The sequence below is a fragment of the Mesorhizobium sp. LNJC391B00 genome (assembly GCF_000502535.1).
GTDB lineage: Bacteria > Pseudomonadota > Alphaproteobacteria > Rhizobiales > Rhizobiaceae > Mesorhizobium.
In genome coordinates this window covers 167,365-189,812 of the sequence record NZ_AYWI01000014.1, presented here as the reverse complement: position 1 = coordinate 189,812, position 22,448 = coordinate 167,365, and the positions used below count along the sequence as shown (strand labels likewise).

General features: G+C 62.5%; 22 protein-coding genes. 8 read left to right on the top strand and 14 right to left on the bottom strand.

The features are described from left to right. Positions 1–54: 54 nt before the first annotated feature. Positions 55–870: a UDP-2,3-diacylglucosamine diphosphatase gene (locus tag X750_RS138650; protein ID WP_023709329.1), complete on the bottom strand. Its 816-nt coding sequence runs from the start codon at positions 868–870 to the stop codon at positions 55–57. A gap of 120 nt (positions 871–990) precedes the next feature. On the opposite strand from X750_RS138650, the gene X750_RS138655 reads away from it, so the two are divergent. Together X750_RS138655 and X750_RS138660 are read left to right on the top strand one after the other, a co-directional pair. Beyond that, entirely contained in the window at positions 991–1,770 is a 780-nt protein-coding gene (locus X750_RS138655) for an SDR family oxidoreductase (RefSeq protein ID WP_023748594.1), read from the top strand. A 159-nt stretch (positions 1,771–1,929) separates the two neighbouring features. Next, positions 1,930–4,254, top strand: a complete 2,325-nt coding sequence (locus tag X750_RS138660; RefSeq protein ID WP_023706505.1) for an NADP-dependent malic enzyme — start codon at positions 1,930–1,932, stop codon at positions 4,252–4,254. Here the strand turns inward: X750_RS138660 and X750_RS138665 are convergent. After that, positions 4,242–4,880, bottom strand: coding sequence for a DUF1287 domain-containing protein (locus tag X750_RS138665; protein WP_031243531.1), 639 nt, complete (start codon positions 4,878–4,880; stop codon positions 4,242–4,244). The genes X750_RS138660 and X750_RS138665 overlap by 13 nt on opposite strands. 204 nt (positions 4,881–5,084) lie before the next feature. Between X750_RS138665 and X750_RS138670 the strand changes: the two genes are divergently transcribed. Then, a complete protein-coding gene (locus X750_RS138670; protein WP_023706503.1) occupies positions 5,085–6,281 on the top strand; it encodes a DUF2865 domain-containing protein in 1,197 nt (398 codons plus the stop codon). Here the strand turns inward: X750_RS138670 and gltX are convergent. Continuing rightward, on the bottom strand, positions 6,199–7,572 hold the full coding sequence (gene gltX / locus X750_RS138675) for a glutamate--tRNA ligase (protein WP_023743097.1): 1,374 nt from the start codon (positions 7,570–7,572) through the stop codon (positions 6,199–6,201). The two genes, X750_RS138670 and gltX, sit on opposite strands and share 83 nt — an antisense overlap. 730 nt (positions 7,573–8,302) lie before the next feature. Between gltX and X750_RS138680 the strand changes: the two genes are divergently transcribed. From X750_RS138680 to X750_RS138690, 3 genes are read left to right on the top strand one after another with little or no spacing between them, the layout of a single operon-like run. Next, complete coding sequence (locus tag X750_RS138680; protein ID WP_023748592.1) at positions 8,303–12,067, top strand: vitamin B12-dependent ribonucleotide reductase; 3,765 nt, start codon at positions 8,303–8,305, stop codon at positions 12,065–12,067. A gap of 6 nt (positions 12,068–12,073) precedes the next feature. Further along, positions 12,074–12,274 carry a type II toxin-antitoxin system HicA family toxin gene (locus tag X750_RS138685; protein ID WP_023669047.1) on the top strand — a complete coding sequence of 67 codons (201 nt, stop codon included), beginning with the start codon at positions 12,074–12,076 and terminating at the stop codon, positions 12,272–12,274. A gap of 4 nt (positions 12,275–12,278) precedes the next feature. Further along, a complete protein-coding gene (locus X750_RS138690) occupies positions 12,279–12,485 on the top strand; it encodes a type II toxin-antitoxin system HicB family antitoxin (protein ID WP_023669048.1) in 207 nt (68 codons plus the stop codon). A 23-nt stretch (positions 12,486–12,508) separates the two neighbouring features. Here the strand turns inward: X750_RS138690 and X750_RS138695 are convergent, their stop codons facing one another. The 3 genes from X750_RS138695 to X750_RS138705 are packed head-to-tail and all read right to left on the bottom strand — an operon-like array spanning position 12,509 to position 14,639. After that, on the bottom strand, positions 12,509–13,114 hold the full coding sequence (locus tag X750_RS138695; RefSeq protein ID WP_245271913.1) for a hypothetical protein: 606 nt from the start codon (positions 13,112–13,114) through the stop codon (positions 12,509–12,511). 4 nt (positions 13,115–13,118) lie between these two features. Next, positions 13,119–13,640, bottom strand: a complete 522-nt coding sequence (locus X750_RS138700) for a hypothetical protein (protein ID WP_023739358.1) — start codon at positions 13,638–13,640, stop codon at positions 13,119–13,121. Positions 13,641–13,667: 27 nt separating this feature from the next. Continuing rightward, complete coding sequence (locus tag X750_RS138705) at positions 13,668–14,639, bottom strand: DUF3592 domain-containing protein (RefSeq protein ID WP_023748590.1); 972 nt, start codon at positions 14,637–14,639, stop codon at positions 13,668–13,670. Between the two features lie 163 nt (positions 14,640–14,802). Between X750_RS138705 and X750_RS138710 the strand changes: the two genes are divergently transcribed. Next, positions 14,803–15,744, top strand: a complete 942-nt coding sequence (locus X750_RS138710) for a phosphoribosylaminoimidazolesuccinocarboxamide synthase (protein WP_023748589.1) — start codon at positions 14,803–14,805, stop codon at positions 15,742–15,744. A 20-nt stretch (positions 15,745–15,764) separates the two neighbouring features. On the opposite strand, the gene X750_RS138715 is transcribed toward X750_RS138710, so the two are convergent. From X750_RS138715 to X750_RS1000000166555, 3 genes are read right to left on the bottom strand one after another with little or no spacing between them, the layout of a single operon-like run. Next, the gene (locus X750_RS138715; RefSeq protein WP_023697600.1) at positions 15,765–16,649 is read right to left on the bottom strand and encodes a DMT family transporter; all 885 of its coding nucleotides are present in this window, start codon (positions 16,647–16,649) and stop codon (positions 15,765–15,767) included. Continuing rightward, the gene (locus X750_RS138720) at positions 16,646–17,254 is read right to left on the bottom strand and encodes a class I SAM-dependent methyltransferase (protein WP_023748588.1); all 609 of its coding nucleotides are present in this window, start codon (positions 17,252–17,254) and stop codon (positions 16,646–16,648) included. Before X750_RS138720 ends, X750_RS138715 begins: the two co-directional genes overlap by 4 nt. A 28-nt stretch (positions 17,255–17,282) precedes the next feature. After that, positions 17,283–17,456 carry a hypothetical protein gene (locus X750_RS1000000166555; protein ID WP_198021011.1) on the bottom strand — a complete coding sequence of 58 codons (174 nt, stop codon included), beginning with the start codon at positions 17,454–17,456 and terminating at the stop codon, positions 17,283–17,285. A 104-nt stretch (positions 17,457–17,560) separates the two neighbouring features. On the opposite strand from X750_RS1000000166555, the gene X750_RS138725 reads away from it, so the two are divergent. Continuing rightward, the gene (locus tag X750_RS138725) at positions 17,561–18,505 is read left to right on the top strand and encodes a LysR family transcriptional regulator (protein WP_023748586.1); all 945 of its coding nucleotides are present in this window, start codon (positions 17,561–17,563) and stop codon (positions 18,503–18,505) included. On the opposite strand, the gene X750_RS138730 is transcribed toward X750_RS138725, so the two are convergent. The 5 genes from X750_RS138730 to X750_RS138750 all read right to left on the bottom strand — a co-directional run bounded on the left by X750_RS138730 (position 18,502) and on the right by X750_RS138750 (position 22,438). Continuing rightward, positions 18,502–19,008 (bottom strand): DUF2314 domain-containing protein, encoded by a 507-nt coding sequence (locus X750_RS138730; protein ID WP_023748585.1) that lies wholly within the window; start codon positions 19,006–19,008, stop codon positions 18,502–18,504. The genes X750_RS138725 and X750_RS138730 overlap by 4 nt on opposite strands. Before the next feature lie 153 nt (positions 19,009–19,161). Then, the gene (locus X750_RS138735; protein ID WP_023748584.1) at positions 19,162–20,226 is read right to left on the bottom strand and encodes a GH25 family lysozyme; all 1,065 of its coding nucleotides are present in this window, start codon (positions 20,224–20,226) and stop codon (positions 19,162–19,164) included. A 355-nt stretch (positions 20,227–20,581) separates the two neighbouring features. Further along, positions 20,582–20,779, bottom strand: coding sequence for a hypothetical protein (locus X750_RS138740; protein ID WP_023711466.1), 198 nt, complete (start codon positions 20,777–20,779; stop codon positions 20,582–20,584). Positions 20,780–20,895: 116 nt separating this feature from the next. Beyond that, entirely contained in the window at positions 20,896–21,294 is a 399-nt protein-coding gene (locus X750_RS138745; protein ID WP_023684918.1) for a GFA family protein, read from the bottom strand. A gap of 187 nt (positions 21,295–21,481) precedes the next feature. Next, the gene (locus X750_RS138750; RefSeq protein ID WP_023748583.1) at positions 21,482–22,438 is read right to left on the bottom strand and encodes an alpha/beta hydrolase; all 957 of its coding nucleotides are present in this window, start codon (positions 22,436–22,438) and stop codon (positions 21,482–21,484) included. Positions 22,439–22,448: the final 10 nt, after the last annotated feature.

The window sequence follows — 22,448 nt, the reverse complement described above, 5'->3', positions numbered from 1 at the left end:
TAACATGCGCGAAAGCGGTCCGAAACTGCCTGGACCAGTCGATTAACAGGAGGGTTATGCCGCTTCGACGACCCTGTCTTCGATCAGCAAGGGGATGAACGGCTCGTCCGGTGCTTCGGGCAGCACCAGCGCCCAGTGGATGATCTCCATCTTGCCGTCGAAATGTTCGACCACCGCCGTGCAGCTCTCCACCCAGTCGCCGGTGTTGATGTACTGCACATTCTCATAAGTCTCGATCGCGGCGTGATGGATGTGGCCGCAGATGACGCCGTCGACATGCGAGCGGCGGGCCTCCTCGGTCAGCACCGTCTGGAACGAACCGATGAAGTTCACCGCCTTCTTGACCTTGACCTTGGCCCAGGACGAGAACGACCAGTAAGGGAGACCCAGCAAATGGCGGAGCCTCGTCACCACGCGGTTGACCACCATCGCGGCGTCATAGGCGTAGTCGCCGAGATAGGCCAGCCAGCGTGCATTGTGGACGACGGTGTCGAACTGGTCGCCATGGATGACCAGCAGGCGCTTGCCATCGGCGGTTTCGTGGATGGCGCGGTCGGCAACGACGATGCCGCCGAAATGCACGCCTTGGAACTGGCGCGCGAATTCGTCGTGATTGCCGGCGATATAGGTGATCGAGGTGCCCTTGCGCGCCTTGCGCAGCAGTTTCTGGACGACGTCATTGTGGCTCTGCGGCCAATGCCAGCTGCGCCGCAGCCGCCAGCCGTCGACGATATCACCGACGAGATAGATGATATCGGCGTCGTGATACCGCAGGAAATCGATCAGGAACTCGGCCTTGGCCGCCTTCGATCCGAGATGCAGGTCGGATATGAACATGCTGCGGAAAGTGCGGGTTTCTGTACCGGACATCAGATCGTCACCGTTGCTTTCGCGCAGGCTATGCCCCGATTCATGCAACAACCGTATGACGGTTGCGATTGGGCCAGCCAAAGGGCTAGCGTGCCGCGCCATTCACAGGAGAAAATCGTCATGGATCTGGGCATCAAGGGCAAGAAGGCCATCGTCTGCGCATCGAGCAAAGGGCTGGGCCGCGGCTGCGCCATGGCGCTGGCCGAGGCCGGCTGCGATCTCGTCGTCAACGGCCGCAATGCCGAGTTGCTGGCAAAAACCGCAGCCGAACTGCGCGAACGCTACGGCGTGAAGGTGACCGAGATCGTCGGCGACGTCTCGAAACCCGACGTGCAGCACGCGCTCCTTGCCGCCTGCCCCGACCCGGATATCCTGGTCAACAACAATGGCGGCCCGCCCTTGCGCGATTTCCGCGAACTCGACCGCGCAAAGATCCTCGAAGGCGTGACGCAGAACATGGTGACGCCGATCGAACTGGTGCAGGCCGTCATCGACGGCATGGCCAAGCGCGGCTTCGGCCGCATCGTCAACATCACCTCGCTGTCGGTCTACGTCCCGATTCCCGGCCTCGATCTGTCGTCCGGCGCGCGAGCCGGGCTGACTTCGTTCCTCGCCGGCGTGGCACGAACGGTGATCGACCGCAACGTCACCATCAACAGCCTGCTGCCGGGCAAGCTCGACACCGACCGGCTGCGCCGCCCGCATGAGGCCGGCACGATGGAAGACCCGGCAGCGGCCGCAGCGCGCAAGACCCGCATCAGCGCCGACGTTCCGGCCAAGCGGCTCGGCACGCCGGAAGAGTTCGGCCAGATCTGCGCCTTTCTGTGCTCGGTCCATGCCGGCTATCTCACCGGTCAGAACATCCCGGTCGATGGCGGCCTCTATGTCAGCGCGTTCTAAAGGGCTCGATGGATAATCGGCAGCATTTCAGCGCAATTGTTTGAAATAGTTCGATATCTCCGGCCCCGGTTGTTTTAGCCGCCCTTGCGTCATTTGGCGTCGCGAAAAACCATTTTTGCGTGCTAAAAGGCTGCAAAGCAGGTTTGAGGGAGCGGCCGCATGGAAGGCGAGAACAAGAAAACGGCACGTTCGGACCTCGACGAAGCCGCCCTCTACTTCCATAAGCATCCAAGGCCGGGAAAGCTCGAGATCCAGGCGACCAAGCCACTCGGCAACCAGCGCGATCTGGCGCTGGCCTATTCGCCTGGTGTTGCCGCCCCCTGCCTCGAAATCCGCGACAATCCGGCGACCGCCGCCGACTACACGGCGCGCGCCAATCTGGTCGGCGTCGTCTCCAACGGCTCGGCCGTTCTCGGCCTCGGCAATATCGGCCCGCTCGCCTCCAAGCCGGTGATGGAAGGCAAGGCGGTGCTGTTCAAGAAATTCGCCGGCATCGACGTCTTCGACATCGAGATCGACGCGCCGGGCATAGAGCGCATGGTCGAGACGATCTCGGCGCTGGAACCGACATTCGGCGGCATCAATCTCGAGGACATCAAGGCGCCCGAATGCTTCGAGGTCGAGGCGCAGCTGAAGGCCCGCATGGGCATTCCCGTCTTCCATGACGACCAGCATGGCACCGCCATCATCGTCGCCGCCGCCGTGCTCAACGGGCTGGAATTCGCCGGCAAGACCATTTCCGACATCAAGATCGTCACCTCAGGCGCCGGTGCGGCAGCGCTCGCCTGCCTCAACCTGTTGGTCTCGCTTGGCGCCAAGGTAGAGAACATCTGGGTCACCGACCGCTTCGGCGTCGCCTACAAGGGCCGCACCGACGAGATGGATCGTTGGAAAGACCCCTATGTGAAGGACACCGAGGCGCGCACGCTGGCCGATGTGATCCCTGGCGCCGACGTTTTTCTCGGCCTGTCGGCCGCCGGCGTGCTGAAGCCGGAATTGCTTGATCATATGGCGCCTAAGCCGTTGATCCTGGCGCTGGCCAACCCCAATCCCGAGATCATGCCGGAGGTCGCGCGCGCCGCTCGTCCCGACGCGATGATCTGCACCGGCCGTTCCGATTTCCCCAATCAGGTCAACAACGTGCTTTGTTTTCCTTACATCTTCCGCGGTGCGCTGGATTGCGGCGCCAGCGCCATCAACGAGGAGATGAAAATGGCCGCGGTCCGGGCGATCGCCGCGCTTGCCCGCGAAGAACCATCCGACGTCGCCGCCCGCGCCTATTCCGGCGAGACGCCGATCTTCGGACCCGACTTCCTTATCCCCTCGCCCTTCGATCCCCGCCTGATCCTGCGCATCGCGCCGGCGGTGGCCAAGGCTGCCTGCGACACCGGCGTCGCGACCCGGCCGATCACCGACTTCGCCGCCTATATCGACCAGCTCAACCGCTTCGTCTTCCGCTCCGGCCTGGTGATGAAGCCGGTGTTTTCGTCGGCCAAGGCGTCGACCGCCAAGCGCGTAATCTATGCCGACGGCGAGGACGAGCGCGTGCTGCGCGCAGCCCAGGTGGTGCTGGAGGAAGGCATTGCCGAGCCGATCCTGATCGGCCGCCCGCATGTCATCGAGGTCAGGCTGAAGCGCTACGGCCTGCGTATCAAGCCGGGCGTAGATTTCGGCCTGATCAACCCGGAAGACGATCCGCGCTACCGCCATTATGTCGACCTGTTGATCGAGCTTGCCGGCCGGCGCGGCGTGACGACGGAGGCCGCGCGCACCATGGTGCGCACCGACAATACGGTGATTGCCGCGCTGGCGCTGAAGCGCGGCGATGCCGACGCCATGATCTGCGGCCTCGAGGGCCGCTTCGAGCGGCATCTGCGCAATGTGACGCTGGTCATCGGACCACGCGCAGGCGTCAAGGACCGCGACCTGTCGACGCTGTCGATGCTGATCTCGCAACGCGGCATCATCTTCCTCACCGACACCCATGTCTCGGTCGACCCGACGGCCGAGGAGATCGCCGAAATGACCATTCTGGCGGCGGAGGAAATCCAGCGGTTCGGCATCGAGCCGAAGGCAGCGCTGCTGTCGCATTCGGATTTCGGCTCGCGCGATTCCCCCAGCGCGCTGAAGATGCGGCAGGCGGCGGCGATCCTGGCGCGCGTTGCGCCCGAGCTGCAATGCGACGGCGAGATGCATGCCGATTCAGCCCTGTCGGAGCATCTGCGCCAGCGCGTCTATCCGCATTCGCGGCTGAAGGGCGAAGCCAATCTCCTGGTGTTCCCCAACCTCGACTCCGCCAACATCACGCTGACCGCGCTGCGCACGATGATGGACGCGCTGCATGTCGGGCCGATCCTGCTTGGCACCGACAAGCCGGCGCATATCTTGACGCCGTCGGTGACGTCGCGCGGCGTCGTCAATATGACGGCGCTGGCAGTGGTCGAGGCGGCGCACAAGGCGCAGGCGGTGGTTCATTTCGGCTGAGTTTCCCACGCAGGCGCGAAGCGGTAATGCACGGTCTGCTTGAAGGCGAACAGCGTGTCCTCCTCGCGGGCGCCCGACCCGATATTGTGGATGACCAGCGCTCGTTCCGGCACGTCAGCCGAGCGTTCGGATGAGACGATGACGATGTGCGGCAGGTTGCCGGGCAGCATCTGGGTGACGATATCGCCCGGCTGAAAGTCGGGAGGATACTCGCTGGCGGGCAAGGAAACTCCCTTGCGCCCGAAAATTGCGGCAAGATTGCCGACCCGTCGGTGGTCGATGTTGCGGTCGGTCGCTTTCAGACCCCAGGTCTTGGGATAGGCGGCGAAATTGGCCGCCATGTCCTCGTGAACCAGCTTCTGCAGGTCGAGCTCGAAGGCGCGGCGATAGGCCCGCACGATAACATCCGTGCACACGCCCCTATCCGGCGCGACGTCGCCGCCGGGATAGCCGAGGCGGACATAGGTCGGGTCGTAGAATGTGGTGACGCCGATCTGCTCACGCGCGGCTTCGACCAATTTGCTGCGCCAGTCCGGAGCGGCTGGATTTTCCTGCGCCAAGGCTGCGGGCGCCGCCAGGCACAACAGACCGAACTGCAGCGCGGTTCGACCGGTAATCGCGATCATGCCAGCTCCCCGGGGCATTGCTGGATCGTGGGATAATTCCGGGGCGATTGCGCCTTTTTCATGCAGCGGTGAGACCGCACAGTTGCCGCTCTAACCAAACCCCTCCTGCAACGCGTCTATGGGCTAAGACCATCTTTGGTTGTAGATTGAGGGAACGGTTAACCGCGAATCCGGTAGACAGGCAGGCAAGCGGGGTTTCGGGCAATGACGGGCGGACGATGGAGGCTGAAGCATCTGGCTGCGCTGCTCGGCGCGCTTGTGCTTTCGGCCGTCGCCACCACTGAACCGCAGGCCGCCTCCCGCGTTTGCCGTCAACTGGAAGCCGAGCTTGCTTCTTCATCGAATGGCGGCGGCAATTCCAGCATGGTGCGGAAGTATGACAAGGCCATCTCCCGCCAGTTCGAACAGCTATCAAAGGTGCGCGGTCGTGCGAGCGATGCGAATTGCGGGTTTTCGCTGTTTTCGCGCAATGTCAGCCAATGTGCCGCGCTGAACAGCAGCATCGATCGCATGAACGCCAATCTCGATGCGTTGCAAGCCAAGCGCGCGCAGCTTGCCGGCGGCGGCTCGCGGCGCGACCGCGGCCGCATCCTGGCCGCGCTCGACGCCAATGGCTGCCGTGACGAGCCCGCGCCGCGCCGGGAGCCGCTGCAGGAAGCCAGCCGCGAACCCGACGACGGCAATCTGTTCGACCAGCTTTTCGGCGGCAACCGGCAGATCGACACGCTCGATCAGCCCGACGATCCCGGCGAGGAGCGCAATGTGCGCCGGGTGCTCAATCAGCCCGGCGTGCCGGATTTCCCGACGGTCGGCGGCGAGTTCCATACGAGCTGCGTGCGCACCTGCGACGGCTATTTCTTCCCGATGTCGAACTCGGCTTCGCTCGGCGATTTCGAGCGCGACCAGAAGAACTGCGAATCGAGCTGCCCCGGCACCGAAATGCAGGTGTTCTATTCGCGCGGCATGGAAGACGATTCGGCCAACATGACGTCGTCGGCGACCGGCAGGCCCTACAGCGAGTTGCCGACCGCCTATCTCTACAAACAGCCCAACATGTCGCGGCCGCTGGCTTGTGGCTGCAATGCGCAGGCCGGAAATTTCGAGATCATCGGCGGCAACCCGCTACCGCCCGAGCAATCGCAGCCTGATACCGAGACAACGCCATTCATTCCGGTGCCGGCGGCCAAACCCGATCCGGGCGCGGATCCGGAGACGCTGGCGAACGTACAAGGCGGGCTCGACCGCGCCGCCATCAAGCGCCTTGCCGTCAAGCCGGTGGTGTCGCCGGTGTCGCTGATCCCGCCGGACCAGCGCAAGGTCAGGGTCGTCGGGCCAGCGTTCCTTCCCGACCCAGCAGCGGCAATAGATCTGCAAGCTCCGGCCCGGAAGCAAGTCCGGTAAGCGCCAGTCTCAGCGGCATGAACAGCGCCTTGCCCTTGCGGCCGCTGGCTTCCCTGATCCTGGCCGTCCAGTCTTTCCAGACCGTGCCGGTCCACGGCTCTTCCGGCAGCAGGTCGAAGGCCTGCTGCAGGAAGTCGCGATCCTCGTCGGAAAATTCCGGCGCCGGCTGCGGGCCGTCGGCAAGGATACGCCACCAGCCGACCGCGTCGCTCAGCCGGTCGAGATTGCCGCGCACCGCCAGCCAGAACGGCTCGGCCTTGTCGCCGGAGATGCCGAGCACGATCAGCCGGTCCCGCGCCTCGGAAAAAGGCATGTGGTGCATGAGCGCACGATTGAGCACGAACAGCTCGTCCGGGTCGAATTTGGCCGCCGATTTCGACGTGGCGGCGGGATCGAAGCGCGCGGCCAGTGCCGGCATGTCATGCACCGCCGCGACATTTTCCGAGGTGCCGACAAGGACGGCCAGCGAGGCAACCGCCATTGGCTCGATGCCCTCCTCGCGCAAGCTCTCGATCGACAGCGCACCGCTGCGCTTCGACAGGCCCTCGCCCGAGGCCGTGGTCAAGAGATTGTGGTGGCCGAAGACAGGCGGCTCGGCGCCTAGCGCCTTGAACAGCGCGATCTGCACGCCGGTGTTGGTGACGTGGTCGTCGCCGCGGATAACATGAGTGACCCCCATCTCGATGTCGTCGACGACCGATGGCAGCGTGTAGAGATAAGTGCCGTCCTCGCGCCGCAGCACCGGATCGGACAGTGAGGCCAGATCGACGGTTTCCTCGCCGCGCACCAGATCGTTCCAGTGGATTTCGGTGCGCTCGGGCTGCAGCGGATCGCTGGTGAAGTTCGGCAGCAGGAAGCGCCAGTGCGGCCGGCGCCCGTCCGACCGGTATTCGGCGATCTGCTGCTGCGAAAGCGCCAGCGCCTCGCGGCCATAGACCGGCGGCAGGCCGCGCGTGCGGCGCACCTTGCGGCGCAGGTCGAGTTCTTCGGGGGTTTCGTAGCAGGGATAGACAACGCCGGCCCTTTGCAGCCGCTCCACTGCCGCGTCGTAAGTTTCGAAGCGCCGCGACTGGTATTCGGTGGCATCGGGGAAAATCCCCAACCAGTGCAGGTCGTAGAGGATGGCGTCGGAAAATTCCTGCCTCGAGCGGGCAATGTCTGTGTCGTCGAAGCGCTGGATGAAACGGCCCTTGTTGTTCATGGCAAACAGCCAGTTGAACAAGGCGGTGCGGGCATTGCCGATATGAATGCGGCCGGTTGGTGAGGGGGCAAAACGGACGGTAACTGTCATGGGCGGGGCGTAACGGATGCTCTTGGAATTGACAAGACGCGCCCCCGCGCGAGGCCAAAGACATAATGCACGCCAGCTAAAATGAAAAGGCTGTGAGCCAGAATCCGGCCGGGCCTGCCTGGGTGAACCGCTCACCAGCGGTCCACGCCGGCAGAATCGGGCTTTCCTCAGCCGCTTTTTGTCCCCGTTATCCACATATGTGACACACAAGATGTTGGGGTCACAAAAGCTACGCAAACGAATCCTTGACGACGCAAACCGAGTCGCCTTTTATGTGCCATGTGCTCTTATTGAGGGCGCGACCGGAGAGTTTCGAGCCCGGTCATTTCCCCGGATTTTGTGCGTTTTGGCCATGATTTCCGCCTGTTTACGAGGCTGGCGGAAGCGTTGGATCGTGGGGGCTTCGGGAGCGAAAAGGGAGATTTGTCGGACTGGAATAAATTGTCTGTTAACACTATATTTAGTGTTTGCAGGCAGGTTCGACGCTAGATAGTGTGAATTTCCCTCGGTCGAGGGAATCGAGGAAAAATTCAGTTTTGAGGGACCCGCAGGGTTCGGCGCAGAGTTGGAACAGCGGCTTCGTAAGAAGCTCGACCGGCAAGGCGACGAAGACTGCCACAAGGAGAGCCGGTGTTTTCGAACGCCGGCAGACGGCGGACATGCGCGTTTCGCATTGGGGGCAGAAATCCCCGAGGAAAAGCGCTATATATAGACAAAAGGGACCGGACCAATGCGCATTGAGCGTCGTTTCACCAAGCCAGGCCAATCAGCTTACGCGGAGATCGAATTCCGCAAGGCGCTTTCGGAGATCAAGAATCCGGACGGCTCGGTGGTGTTCCGCTTGGACAATATCGATGTGCCGGCGCAGTTCTCGCAGGTTGCCGCCGACATCCTGGCGCAGAAGTATTTCCGCAAGGCCGGCGTGCCCGCGCGCCTGAAGAAGGTCGAGGAGAACGACGTCCCCTCCTTCCTGTGGCGCTCCGTCGCCGACGAGGCCGAGCTTGCCAAGCTGCCGGAAGCCGAGCGCTACGGTTCCGAAATCGACGCCCGCCAGGTCTTCGACCGGCTGGCCGGCACCTGGACCTATTGGGGCTACAAGGGCGGCTACTTCAAGTCGGAAGAAGACGCCAGCGCCTTCCGCGACGAACTCGCCTATATGCTCGCCACCCAGCGCGTTGCGCCGAACTCGCCGCAATGGTTCAATACCGGCCTGCACTGGGCCTACGGCATCGATGGCCCGAGCCAGGGCCACTATTATGTCGACCCGTTCACCGGCAAGCTGACCAAGTCGAAGTCCTCCTACGAGCATCCGCAGCCGCATGCCTGCTTCATCCAGGGCGTGCAGGACGATCTCGTCAACGAAGGCGGCATCATGGACCTGTGGGTGCGTGAAGCGCGTCTGTTCAAATATGGCTCGGGCACCGGCTCCAATTTCTCGATGCTGCGGGGCGAAGGCGAAAAGCTGTCGGGCGGCGGCCGTTCGTCCGGCCTGATGAGCTTCCTCAAGATCGGCGACCGCGCGGCGGGCGCCATCAAGTCGGGCGGCACCACGCGTCGTGCGGCCAAGATGGTCATTGTCGACGCCGACCATCCCGATATCGAGGAATTCATCGACTGGAAGGTCAATGAAGAGCAGAAGGTGGCGTCGCTGGTCACCGGCTCCAAGATCGTGAAAAAACATCTCGAAGCGATCATGAAGGCCTGCATCAATTGCGAAGGCCATGATGACGATTGCTTCGACCCGTCGATCAACACCGCGCTGAAGCGCGAGATCAAGGCGGCCAAGAAGTCGGCCGTGCCGGAGAACTACATCTACCGCGTCATCCAGTTCGCCAAGCAGGGCTACACCGCGATGTCGTTCAAGACCTACGACACCGACTGGGATTCCGACGCCTACCTCACCGTTTCCGGCCAGAACTCCAACAATTCGGTGTCGCTGAAGGACAATTTCCTGCGCGCCGTCGAGGACGATGCCGACTGGCACCTCACCGCCCGCAAGGACGGCAAGGTCCTGAAGACGCTGAAGGCACGCGACCTCTGGGAAAAGATCGGCTACGCCGCCTGGGCGTCCGCTGACCCGGGACTGCATTTCAACACGACGATGAACGACTGGCACACCTGCGCTTCGGCCGGTGCGATCCGGGCCTCCAACCCGTGCTCGGAATACATGTTCCTCGACGACACGGCCTGCAACCTCGCCTCGATCAATCTCCTGCCCTACCGCAATGCCGACGGCACGATCGACATCGCCGCTTACGAGCACACGGTGCGGCTGTGGACCGTCGTTTTGGAAATCTCGGTGATGATGGCGCAGTTCCCGTCGAAGGAGATCGCCAAGCAGTCCTACGAATACCGCACGCTCGGCCTCGGCTATGCCAACATTGGCGGCCTGCTGATGACGTCGGGCATTCCCTATGATTCCGACGAGGGCCGCGCCATCTGCGCAGCGCTCACCGCCATCATGACCGGCACTGCCTATGCCACCTCGGCCGAGATGGCCGGCGAGCTCGGCGCCTTCGCCGATTACGACCGCAATGCGCAGAACATGCTGCGCGTCATGCGCAACCATCGCCGTGCCGCCTATGGCGAGAAACAGGGCTACGAGAAGCTCGCCGTCAATCCGGTGCCGCTGGTCGCGTCCGACCTGAAGCAGCAGAAATTGGCCACGCACGCCAAGGCTGCCTGGGACCGCGCCATCGAACTCGGCGAAGAGCATGGCTACCGCAATGCGCAGGCGACCGTGATTGCGCCGACCGGCACGATCGGTCTCGTCATGGATTGCGATACCACCGGCATCGAGCCCGACTTCGCCTTGGTGAAGTTCAAGAAGCTCGCCGGCGGCGGCTATTTCAAGATCATCAACCGCGCCGTGCCGGAAGCGCTGCGCACGCTGGGCTATTCAGAAAGCCAGATCGCCGAGATCGAGGCTTACGCTGTCGGCCACGGCAACATGAACCAGGCGCCGGCGGTCAACCCCAGCTCGCTAAAGGCGAAGGGTTTTACCGACGACAAGATCGCGGCGCTTAACGCAGCACTGAAGTCGGCCTTCGACATCAAGTTCGTCTTCAACCAGTGGACGCTCGGCGCCGACTGGGTGAAGGAGACGTTCGGCTTCACCGACGAGCAGCTCAACGATTTCTCGTTCGAGATGCTGCCGGCGCTGGGCTTCTCCAAAAAGGACATCGAGGCCGCCAACATCCATGTCTGCGGTGCGATGACGCTGGAAGGCGCGCCCTTCCTCAAGGCCGAGCATCTCGCGGTGTTCGACTGCGCCAGCCCGTGCGGCAAGATCGGCAAGCGCTCGCTGTCCATCAACAGCCACATCCAGATGATGGCGGCGGCACAGCCTTTCATCTCCGGCGCCATCTCCAAGACCATCAACATGCCCAACGATGCGACGGTGGAAGACGCCAAGGGCGCCTACATGCTGTCGTGGAAGCTGGCGCTGAAGGCCAACGCGCTCTATCGCGACGGCTCAAAGCTGTCGCAGCCGCTCAATTCGTCGCTGCTCGCCGACAGCGAGGATGACGAGGACGACGCGGTCGAGCAGCTGATCGCTGCGCCCGCTTCACAGCGCGCCGTGCAAGTGACCGAAAAGATCGTCGAGCGCGTCATCGAACGCCTCTACCGCGATCGTGAAAAACTGCCGAACCGCCGCAAAGGCTACACCCAGAAAGCGGTCGTCGGTGGCCACAAGGTCTACCTGCGCACGGGCGAATTCGATGACGGCCGCATCGGCGAGATCTTCATCGACATGCACAAGGAAGGCGCTGCTTTCCGGGCGATGATGAACAACTTCGCCATCGCCATTTCGCTCGGCTTGCAATACGGCGTGCCGCTCGAGGAATTCGTCGAGGCCTTCACCTTCACCAAGTTCGAGCCGGCCGGCATGGTGCAGGGCAATGACGCCATCAAGAATGCGACGTCGATCCTAGACTATGTGTTCCGCGAGCTCGCTGTGTCCTACCTGGGCCGCCACGACCTCGCCCATGTCGACCAGTCGGATTTCGACAAGACGGCGCTCGGACGCGGCATCAACGAAGGCAAGGCGACGCCGTTCTCGAAGGGCCTTACCCGCGGCGCCTCGCCGGTCAAGTTGGTGTCTGGCTTAGGTGGCGAACCCAAGGGTTTTGCCGGATCGCCTGCCGCGGCCCCTGCCCGGGTCACTCCAACTGCGTTCTCAGGCTCCAACGTGTTGGCGCTTAAACCAGCAAGCGACGAAGCCATCGCCTACAAGCGCGACTATGAGGAGCGAGCCAAGGAATTGGTCGAAGATATTGTTTCCGAGGAGGCAGCCGACCCCACCGGTTTGTTCACCGACGAAGCAGCGAAAGAAGCGGCCGAGGCAAAGGCGCTTGCCTCCACGCGGCGTCAGCAATCCTTGATGCAAGGCTACACCGGCAACGAATGCTCGGAATGCCACAACTTCACCATGGTGCGGAACGGCACCTGCGAGAAGTGCGATACTTGTGGTTCGACGAGCGGGTGCAGCTGAGAACTCATGCCGCCTCGGCTTACAGTCCGCGAAGTCATTCGCCTGCTGGAGACCGACGGTTGGTATCTGGTTGCAACCAAGGGCAGCCATCGCCAATATAAGCACAAAACCAAAGCCGGCCGCGTCACCGTGGCCGGCAAACCGTCTGAAGAGGTTGCGCCAGGAACACTGAACAGCATCCTCAAGCAGTCCGGTTTGAAGGAGTGACTATATGCGTTACGCGGTGGTGATTGAAAAAGCAGGCAACAATTTCTCTGCCTATGTGCCGGACCTACCCGGCTGCATCGCAACTGGTGCTACCGTGCCAGAAGTAGAAATCGAAATTCGCGACGCTATACGCTTTCACATCGAGGGCTTGCGTGCCGATGGGCTGGAGGTGCCCAAAGGAATCAGTCTCGCGGAATATGTAGAGGCATAAGCGGTAGCCTTCAGGACAACATCCTATCCCGGCACCCGCAGCGTCTGATCGTCGAACAGCGGCTCGTCCTGCCCCGCCCGAACGAACAGCACCCTCCGCCCCTCACCCGCCGGCGCCTCGAAATACTGAATACCATCCGGCATTTCGCCCCAGTCGCCGCAGGGCGGTTCGGGAACTTCGTCATTGGCTAGCGCCTTCAGCTCTTTCGCATAGGCAGCATCGGGGCTGAATGTGTAGCGTTTGACGCCGGCGGGCACGGTGCCTTCGGTGTAGGGCGAGAGCACGCAGCGGGCGCTGATGGCCTTGTCGGTCTTTTCCAGCAACAGGCGCAACACCGCGGCCTCGGCGGTTTCGCCTGATTTGATGTCGAACACCTCGACCAGCGGATCGGGCGCGCCGCCATCGCTGTATTTGATGGCGAGCGCGTTGCCGACGAATTCGAAGTGGATCTGGCGAAAACCGAAATCGCAGCGCTGCACCCAGGCGGCCAAACCGACCGTCTTGTCGGCCAGTTTCTCCCAGACGCATTTGTCGATCGGCGGGCGCGATGGCGCCAGCTCGTCCGCCCGCGCTGCGGCTGATATCGTCGCCGAGGCAAACAGCGTGCAGATCCAGACAATCAGTCTCATGGCGTTATTCATCGCTGCATCCTGTCAATGTGAAGGCGTCCCACGCCGAGCCGTCCGGATTGGCATTGGCGAAATCGGCAAATTCGGTGAAGCCCGCGCCGAAATCGGGCAGCAACAGCCCTTTCGGCGCCGGTGTCGCTTCGCGCGAATTCAGCTGCTCGGCGCCGCCTCCGGTCAAGGCATAGACCTGGCCCATCCATATCCGGCACATCCCGCTGCCGTCCTCCAGCCCCGCTTCGCGGTCGTCGTCGGTGCAGGCATGGCGGATGGTGCCGAGCGGAAACGAATTTTTGCCATTGGTCCAGGTGATGTCGGCCGGCAAGCGCGTGTCGGTGTTGGGGACGGTCACCGAAAACACTTCGGCCGTCAGTGCCGCCGGTTCATTGTCGAGCGGCCGGAATTGCAACACCGCGCCCGAACGCGGCTCGCGGTAGGTGGCGTGGCTTAGCAGACACTCTCTTGCGCTCGCTGCCTGCACGGCGCCGAGCAGAGCCAGGCAAACGACGGCCAGCCTGCGAACGATCATTGGATGTCTCGTCATGAAAGTGGCGCCTCAGATAAAACCGACCAGCCAAGCCGCGCCGCCCAAAAACGCGGCCGAACAGACCCACAGCAGCCAAAGCCCGCGCACCCTGCATTCGACCACTGCCGAGGCGGGGTTGGCTGGGTCGTAATGCACGTCGACCTTGCCGCCCTCGGCATAGCTGCGCGCCTGGCCGCTGACGAGGCCGGGCATTGAAGCGGTGACCGTGGCGCCGAAGGTGACGCGGTCTGAGGTGTAGTGCTGGCCTGCGACGCCGTAGCTGTACACGATGCGGGATTTGAAGACGGTGCTCCAGCGTCGATGGCTGCTGTAGTTTCGCAGCGTCTGCAGGCCCGAGGAGTCAATGCGGCCGGGGGCGACCGGCCATTTTGCCGCCTGCTCGGCAAGCGACTTCTGGACGAAGGCCATGCGCAGGATCATCAGGCCCATGAACAGCAGCAGCGCTCCGGCGCCGAGGTTCTGCGGCCTGGGCAGGTGCGGCCGGATCGCCTCCAGCACGCCACCGAGCGAAAACACCAGCACCACCGTGCCGATCACCAGCCCGGCCGAGAGCTTGACCATGAACTTGAAGGCGCCGTCCGGCAGGGTGCGTTCGATCACGGCCTTGCCCGGATCGGCCGGATTGTAGAAGACGGTCACTTCAGCGCCGGTGGGAAACTGCGCCAAGGTTTCGGTGACTTCGAAATTCCCCAGATTCTCCTTCACGCTGTAGCGCGAGCTTTGAAATTTCTTTTTACCGACCTTGTATTCGAAGGTGACCGCCGGAAAATTGCGCATCTCGGTGGTGTCGCTGCTGTCCGAGCCGACGCCCGACCTTCTGACTTCGCGCGCCTCGACGCGCGACGAGGTGATCTTGCCCGGCGCCGGCAGCCAGTGGCTCATCGCCTGCACCTCGCGCCATTTGACGAAGGTGATGAACGACAGACCGCCCGCGATCGCGCTGGCAAATCCGACAATCAGAAATTTGAGCTCTACGTCCACCGCGTCCCCCAGGAGTGCCGGAAGCTGCAAATAGATAGCACGGCGAAGGCAATGTCTTGATTATTCGCAAAGGACGAACCGCCCTTCCTCGGGTATCGAAGCCCCCTCAACTTTGTTAAGAGTCGCCCAAACTGTTAGGAGCCATGAGACCAGGATGACAGCACTGCGCGTTCTCTCGGATGCCTTCATTCCGGAACTCCCGAACCACTACAAAGGCAAGGTCCGCGAGAATTACGATCTGCCGGATGGCCGCCGCATCATCATCGCCACCGACCGGCTGAGCGCCTTCGATGTGATCCTGACCGCAATACCGCTCAAGGGAGAGCTGCTGACGCAGACGGCGCGCTACTGGTTCGAGGAAACGGCGGACATCTGCCCCAACCATGTGCTCGATTATCCCGACCCCAATGTCGTCGTCGGCACCAGGCTCGACATTCTGCCGGTGGAAATCGTCGTTCGCGACTATCTCGCCGGCACCACCAGCACTTCGGTGCTGACGAAATACAAGAACGGCGAACGCGATATGTACGGCATCCGCCTGCCGGACGGACTGCGCGACAATGAGAAGCTGCCGCAGGCCATCATCACGCCGACCAGCAAGGCGCTCGATGGCGGTCACGACGAGCCATTGACGCGCGATGAGATCCTGACGCGCGGCCTGTTGTCGGAAGAGCAATGGGACACCGTCTCGCGCTATGCGCTGGCGCTGTTTGCGCGCGGCAAGGCGCTGGCCGCCAAGCGCGGCATGATCCTGGTCGACACCAAATACGAGTTCGGCACGGACAAGGATGGCGCCATCATCCTTGCCGATGAAATCCATACGCCCGATAGCAGCCGCTACTGGCTTGCGGCAAGCTATGAAGAGCGTTTCAAGGCGGGCGAGCGGCCGCAAAGCTTCGACAAGGACTTTATTCGCGCCTGGGTAACCGCGCGCTGCGATCCCTACAAGGACCGTATTCCGAAAATCCCCGCCGAACTCATCGAGCAGACGTCGCGTGTCTATACGCAGGCCTTTGAGACCATCACCGGCAAGACCTTCACCGCCGATATCTCGGGAAAGACGGTGCTGGACCGCATTCGCGAGAACCTGCGCCCTTATTTCTGACGGCGGCTGGCGGCCGCGGGTCAACTTGCCGAGGTCGCGGACACGGACGGTTCTGGCGGAGCGCGCCACGTGCCGAGATATGATCCGCACAGGATGAGCGCGAAGGCCGCGACAATGCCGATATCGAGCGGCTCCGAAAGCACGAGCACGCCGGCTGCCACGGAGACGGCGGGCGCCACATAGGTTATGACGACCGCCCGTTCGGGGCCGATCTCCCGCACCAGCAAGAAGTAGGTGGCGAAGGCAATCGCCGTGCAAAACACGCCAAGACCGAGGATTGCGCCAACCACCGTTGTCGACGGCATGGCCGCCGGCCAGGCCAACGCCGCCGGCACGGCGTAGATCAGCGCGGCCCCTGCCAGACAGACTGCCGTCAGCGAGGTTGCCGGCACATCGTTCAGCCAGCGCGACGCGATGATCGAACCCGATGCATAGCAGGCCGCGGCCATGAGAATCTCGACGACCGCGAGAAATCCGCCACCCAAGGTCGGCAGCGCCAGCACGAAGACACCGGCAAAACCGAGGAAAAGGCCGGTCCAGCGGCGTATCCCCAGCCGCTCATCCGAGCCCATCAGCTTTGAGAGCGCGACGGTTACGGCCGGCGTCATGGCAATCAGCAGTCCGGCGGTGGAACTGTCGATGCTGACTTCGCCATGGGTGATCAGCCCCCATGGCAGGATCATCTCGACCAGACAGAATGCGGCGACCGCCCGCCAATGTGTCTTCAGCCATCCGAAACTGCGCTGGACAAGGACGAAGGGCAGCAGCGCCAGGGCGCCGACGGCTGTTCGGGCAAAGACCAGGAAGGGCACCGACACCTCGGCAACTGCCAGCTTGATCAACAAATAGGGAATGCCCCACAGGAGGCTGAGCAGCACGAACAAAAACAGTCCGCGGCGCGTCATGACGGCCTCACAGCCAGAAAGGTGGTCCACTCTTCGCGATCGCGGCCGACGTTGAATTCGTCTCCGACAAGGACCAGCCCGGCGTTTTCGAGGCGGCCCGCGAAGTCGTCCCTGCGCCAGTAGACCGTATGATATTCGCCGCTCTTCTCGCCATCGCCAATGCGCATCGACACGAGGAAGGCGCCGCCCGGCCGCAGCGACCCGGCGATCTTGGCAAGCACCTCGTCGGCCTGCTCGCGCGGCACGTGGATCAGGACGCACAATGCGAGCACCGCGTCGTAGGGGCCGCCGAGATCGCCGGTGATGAGATCGAGAAACTCACCATGCTTGCCGCGTGCGGCCTGCAACTCGAGAAACCGCTTCGTTGCGTCTGTGCGCCGAACCTGGACACCGAGCCCTTCGACGAAGTCCGCATCGTATCCGGGTCCCGAACCGACTTCCAGAATCCGGCCACCTTTGCCGGCGATCTTCACCAGGCGCTTCAGCCATTTCTGTTCTCTTTGGTTCGGAACGTGCCGCACCAGAGCGTCGTAGCGTTCGGCATAGTCCTCATAGGCGTTGATCGTTTGTCGGCTCTTCGCCAGATCCTCGGATAACACAGTCATCTTTCCCTCCCCTGGTCAAAGAGCTTGCTTAGCCAATGGTGCCGGGAGGCACGCGTCCGTCAAGCATACCGACATCCCTGAGGAAATGATCCGACAGCGAGCGGCGGTCGAGCAGGCCGTGCTTGCGAGGTCTGAACGGCGCGGTGAAGAGGTCGAGCATCGGCCGGCGAAGCGTGTTGTAGAGAGCGATGGTGGTGGTCATTGCCGTATCCTCCAGGGTTTGATCCGATGAATGCAGCATGCCGTTTTCCGGGCTTGGTTTCCAATCGAACGTCGCGTAGTATGCATCAGCGGGATTGATGCGTCATGAGCTGGGAACTACCACCATTAGGAGCCATCAGGGTCTTTGAAGCCGCGGCCCGGCTGGGCAGTTTCACCAAGGCAGCCGAAGAACTCGGCATGACCCAATCAGCTGCCAGCTATCAGATAAAGGTGCTGGAAGAACGTGCCGGAACGCCGCTTTTCATAAGAAAAACAAGGCAGATCGCGCTGACCGAGGCCGGACAGCAGCTGGCGCCGCACGCAACAGGCGCATTCTCGACCCTGGCCGACGCATGGGTCGCGACCAAGGGTGGAGCGACCGGCGTGCTGTCGGTGACGACCATGGAAACCTTCGCATCGAACTGGCTGGCCGTATGGCTTGGAACATTCCAGCTGATGCATCCCGACCTTGCCGTGAAGGTGAATACATCGCACGGGCTGGTCGATTTCACGCGCGGCGACATGGATGTCGGCATTCGCACCGGCAGTGGAAATTGGCCGGGCCTGACGGCTCACTATCTGTTCAAGGCGGACTATACGCCGATGCTCAGCCCGAGACTCGCCGAAAGCGTCGGCGGCATCCACCGCCCCGAGGATCTCTACCAAGTGCCGCTATGCTGTGCCGACGATCCCTGGTGGGAAATCTGGTTCAAGGCTGCCGGCGTGCCGTTCGAGCCCGATCGCGTCATCGCTGGCCCGAAACTGGGTACGCAGGCCTATGATGCGATGGCGGCGCTGACCGACAAGGGCGCCGCGATCCTCACCAAAAACCTTTACAGCGCCCTGTTGGAAAAAAGCCAGTTGATACAGCCATTCGACGTGCTTGGATCGGACGGCGACGGCTATTGGCTGGTGCATCTGGAGAGCCGCCGCAACGCCCCCAAGATCAAGGTGTTTCGCGACTGGGTGCTGGCGCAGACGGCAGAGATACGCGAACGCGAACGGCTCGATAACCCTCAAGGCGCCACGATCAAGCTCGCCCGTGCCTAATCCTTAAAGGTCAACCCGTACTTGGCGACCTGTTCCTTCGGCATATCCGCAAGCGCCTGGCGCGTGGTGTAGCCGCCGTAGATCACCTTGCCGTTCTTGATCATCCAGTCCTCGACGTCGGCCTCGGTCACCGTCATCCTGTCGCCCATCTTGTACTTGTTGCCATTGACCGGCACGTCAGCAAGCAGGCCGATATAGGACCCGTCGCTGTAGCCGACCAGCTGCAGCCAGATATGCTCGGTGGCGCCGTTCTGGGTCAGCGGGAATTTCACCGTGTAGGTGCCGGGCGTGCCGGCGTCCATCAGTTCGTGGAAGCGCTTGAGGGTCGAGCGGCCGCTGTCCTTGGCCGCCTGCATCGCCTTGTCCTCGGTGGAATAGGACACGACGTTCTGCTTCGACTCCGCCAGCGAAGCGCCACTTCCGCCCGGCATGTGGCCGAGCGAACTGAAAAACCCGTAGCCGACGGCGGCGGCAAGAGCGACAGCCACAACTGGATTGCGCATGGACCCCTCCGAAAACCCGATCACGGGCACGTTACCGGAAGGCTGTTGCGATACCGCTAAAGGACAGAGTGAGCGGATCGTTAGCGAGACGCTGAAAATTCAACCCAAGGCGCAGCGGCAGGCAGCGCAGGCGCACCGGCACCTGCCTGACGTTCAGTCGGCGTCAGCGACGGTCGTCTGCCCGCCTGCCCATGCCCGCCAGGCGCGCTCGTCGCCATGGAAGACGTTGAGGTCGATGCGGCCGGTCACGCCGTGCGACAGGCCGGAGCCGGAATACTGCCAGAACAGCCATTTGCGGCCGGGATAGACTTTTGAGGGATGCCGCGCGACGGCGCGCAGCCAGAACGGATAATCGAGAAACGCACCCTTGAGATTGTCGCGATAGAAATCCGGCGCGGTGTAGATAACGGGCCGCTGGCCGTAATGGCGCTCCAGCTTGTCCATGAACACCTTCATCTTCTCCAGCACGGTGGCCCGCGAAGGCCGCCGCTTGCAGGAGGATTCGCCGTTCCATTCGACATCGATCACCGGCGGCAGCGCGCCTTCGACCCTTGGCACATTGCGGATGAACCAGTCCGCCTGCTCGCCGGCGGTGCGGCACCAGTAGAAGAAGTGATAGGCGCCGCGCTTCAGCCCGGCGGCATCGGCATTGCGCCAGTTCTTCATGAACATCGGGTCGAGATGGTCGCCGCCATCGGTCGCCTTGATGTAGGCGAAGTTGGCGCCCTGGGCGCGCAGCTTGCCCCAGTTGACATTGCCCTGCCAGCGCGAGACGTCGACGCCGTGGACGGCAAGGTAGCGTGGCGAAGCCTTACCGAAATTGATCGGCTTGGCGTCGCGAAAACCGTAGCGGGTGACCGGCGAGGCCAGCATGGCCGGCGCAGCGCGCGTCAACCGCTTCGGCGCAGACATCAGAGCGGCGGGCTCGAGCTGTGGTCTGGTGCTCCCCTGCGGCGTGCCCGCGACGATGGCCTCTTCTTCCTCGACCATGGAAAAGGGCGGCGCATTGTCGGCCACAGCGTTGTCGGCCACCATGTCGGACCGCATCGGCGCGAGGTCGGCGGTCCCCGCCGGAGCCGCGGTGACCGGCGCGCTCGGACGCACGACCGAACTGGTCGTCTCGTTCGACGGTTGCAAGCCATCGACGCCCGCTGTGGACGAACAGCCGGCAAGCCACAGCGATGCCAACATGAAACTGACGACGCCTGAAATCCGCATCTGGACCTGTACGCAAAACACAACAGACCGAAGGCAAACAGACGCCGCCGGACAAACCGGCTTCGATTACTAACGAGAAATTACCAACAAAGTTTGAATCAAGTTGTTAGGAATTGGCCGGGGTATGTTCGGCGGCCATAACCTACCTTCGTCATTCTAGGGCGAAGCAGTCGCGAAGCGACGTCGCGCAGACCCTGGAATCCATGCCGTTGCATCCATGGCATGAAGACGGTTCAAGATTGAGTTTGGGCGAAACGGGTCGAGCAAGGAAGCCATTCTCGACCGCGACATACTTCGGCCGACGTCACGGCGTGGATCCTCGGGTCAAGCCCGAGGACGACGAAGGATCATAGCCTTACCTTCCCAGCCATTGCTGCAAACAAGTCTTGGCCACCACATGCGCCGGCGGCACCGACGGTTCGTCGGCGGCCGGGCGGCGGGCACGTTCGAGCAGCAGGCGAACCTGTTCGGGGCGCACGCGGTCACGCTCCATGACGAGGAGGACCATCGGATCGCTCAAAAGCTCGTCCAGGGTGCTGATTCTGTCGCTCATCGGTCGTCTCCTCGATACCGGCCCGCAGACGACAGATAGGCAGGCAATCATGGCCCGCCAATGACGCTTTGCCGGCTATGTCGTGGTTTCGGGATTAATTTCCGGTAAGGCCGGCGTCAGTTCGGAGGCGGCGCGCCTTCATGGTGCGGCAGGCCGTCATCGAGCTGCAGCCAGGGCTGCTTCGAGGCGGTCCACATATGCATTTCCGGCTTGAACAGCGAGGGATCGTCGAGCGAGCCGGTGGTGATGCCGACGATGCCGGCGGAGTCGCGTCGGGAAAACAGCGTGGTGCCGCAAGCGGCGCAAAAGCCGCGCTTGAGGTCCGGAGAGGTGTTGACCGTCGCCACCTCTCCCTCGACCGTGACATCGTCGATGCGAAACAAAAGGCGGGCGTTGAAGGCCGCGCCAATCACCTTCTGGCAGCGCCGGCAATGGCAGACGCGCTGATTGAGCGGCGCCGCCTCAGTGCCGTAGCGCACTGCCCCGCAATGGCATCCGCCCTGGTATTTCGTCATCATTCGAACTCATCACACTGAAGGTCTCTTGATGATATCGACAGGTACCTTTCGGTCAATTGAAAAGCCCTGATGGCGCCATCGATTGCGCCGATAGGACCAATGGCTGCGCCAAGGCTCCGTAGCTTCGCAGGCACAAAAAAGCCGACCGCCTCTTCGAGACGGCCGGCATGTATTTTCAGGCAAGCTATTTCGTTTCGCTGAGGACTTCGTCCCAGGTCTTCACCTTGGTTTCGCCATTGAGGAAGGGCAGTGCCGCGGCCGTCAGCTCCGGTGCGAAGAATACGTCGTAGTGGGTGCGATTGGGAATGATGGCCAGCCGGTTCTGCGACAGGTTCTCACGCATCCAGCCGGCATCCTTCAGCCCGCCGCCGAGCATCTGGTAGAACTTGATCTCGTGCTCGGGCTTGTACATGTCGCTGTCGCCATAGGCCAGCATGACCGGCATCTTCAGCTTCGCCACATCGGCGGAATAGTCGTAATCCTTGCGCATGAAATTGCCCAGCGCGTCGAGCAGTTTGGGGAAATCGTCGGGACGTGGGGCGACGGCGACGTAGGATTTGTACATCGGCGTGTCCTTCATGAAATCGGCGGCGGCCGCGCTCACCTGCCCCTGCTGGCCGCGCATCTCGTCATAGAAGCCATTGGCGGCGAAGCCGGTCGAGACCAGGACCAGACGTCTCACCGTCTCGGGATGCTGAACGGCCATACGGAAGGCGACGCCGCCGCCCAGCGAATAGCCAAGCACGTCGACCTTGTCATAGCCGAGCGCCTTGACGATACCAGCCATGTCGTCGCCCATCCCCTCCAGGCTGAAGGGTCGCTCGCCGAGCGCGGTGCGGCCATGGCCCTGCAGGTCAACGGCAATGATGGTGCGGTTTTCCGCCAGCTTCGGCAGCAGCGGCGCGAACATGTCCGACGTGCCAAGGCCGCCATGCAGCAGAAGCAGCGGTTCGCCCTTGCCGTAGACGGCATAGTAGTAATTCAGGCCGTCGATCGGCAGCAGGCCGGACTTTTCCGGCTTCGGCATGGCTGTTGCTTCGGTGGTCATGGCGGGCGTCGTCTCCTCTGCATTGGCTGGGCCGGGCGCTACGAACAAGGCAGCGACCGAGGCAAGAATGGCGAAATAGATTGGTCTGGACATGTCGGTCTCC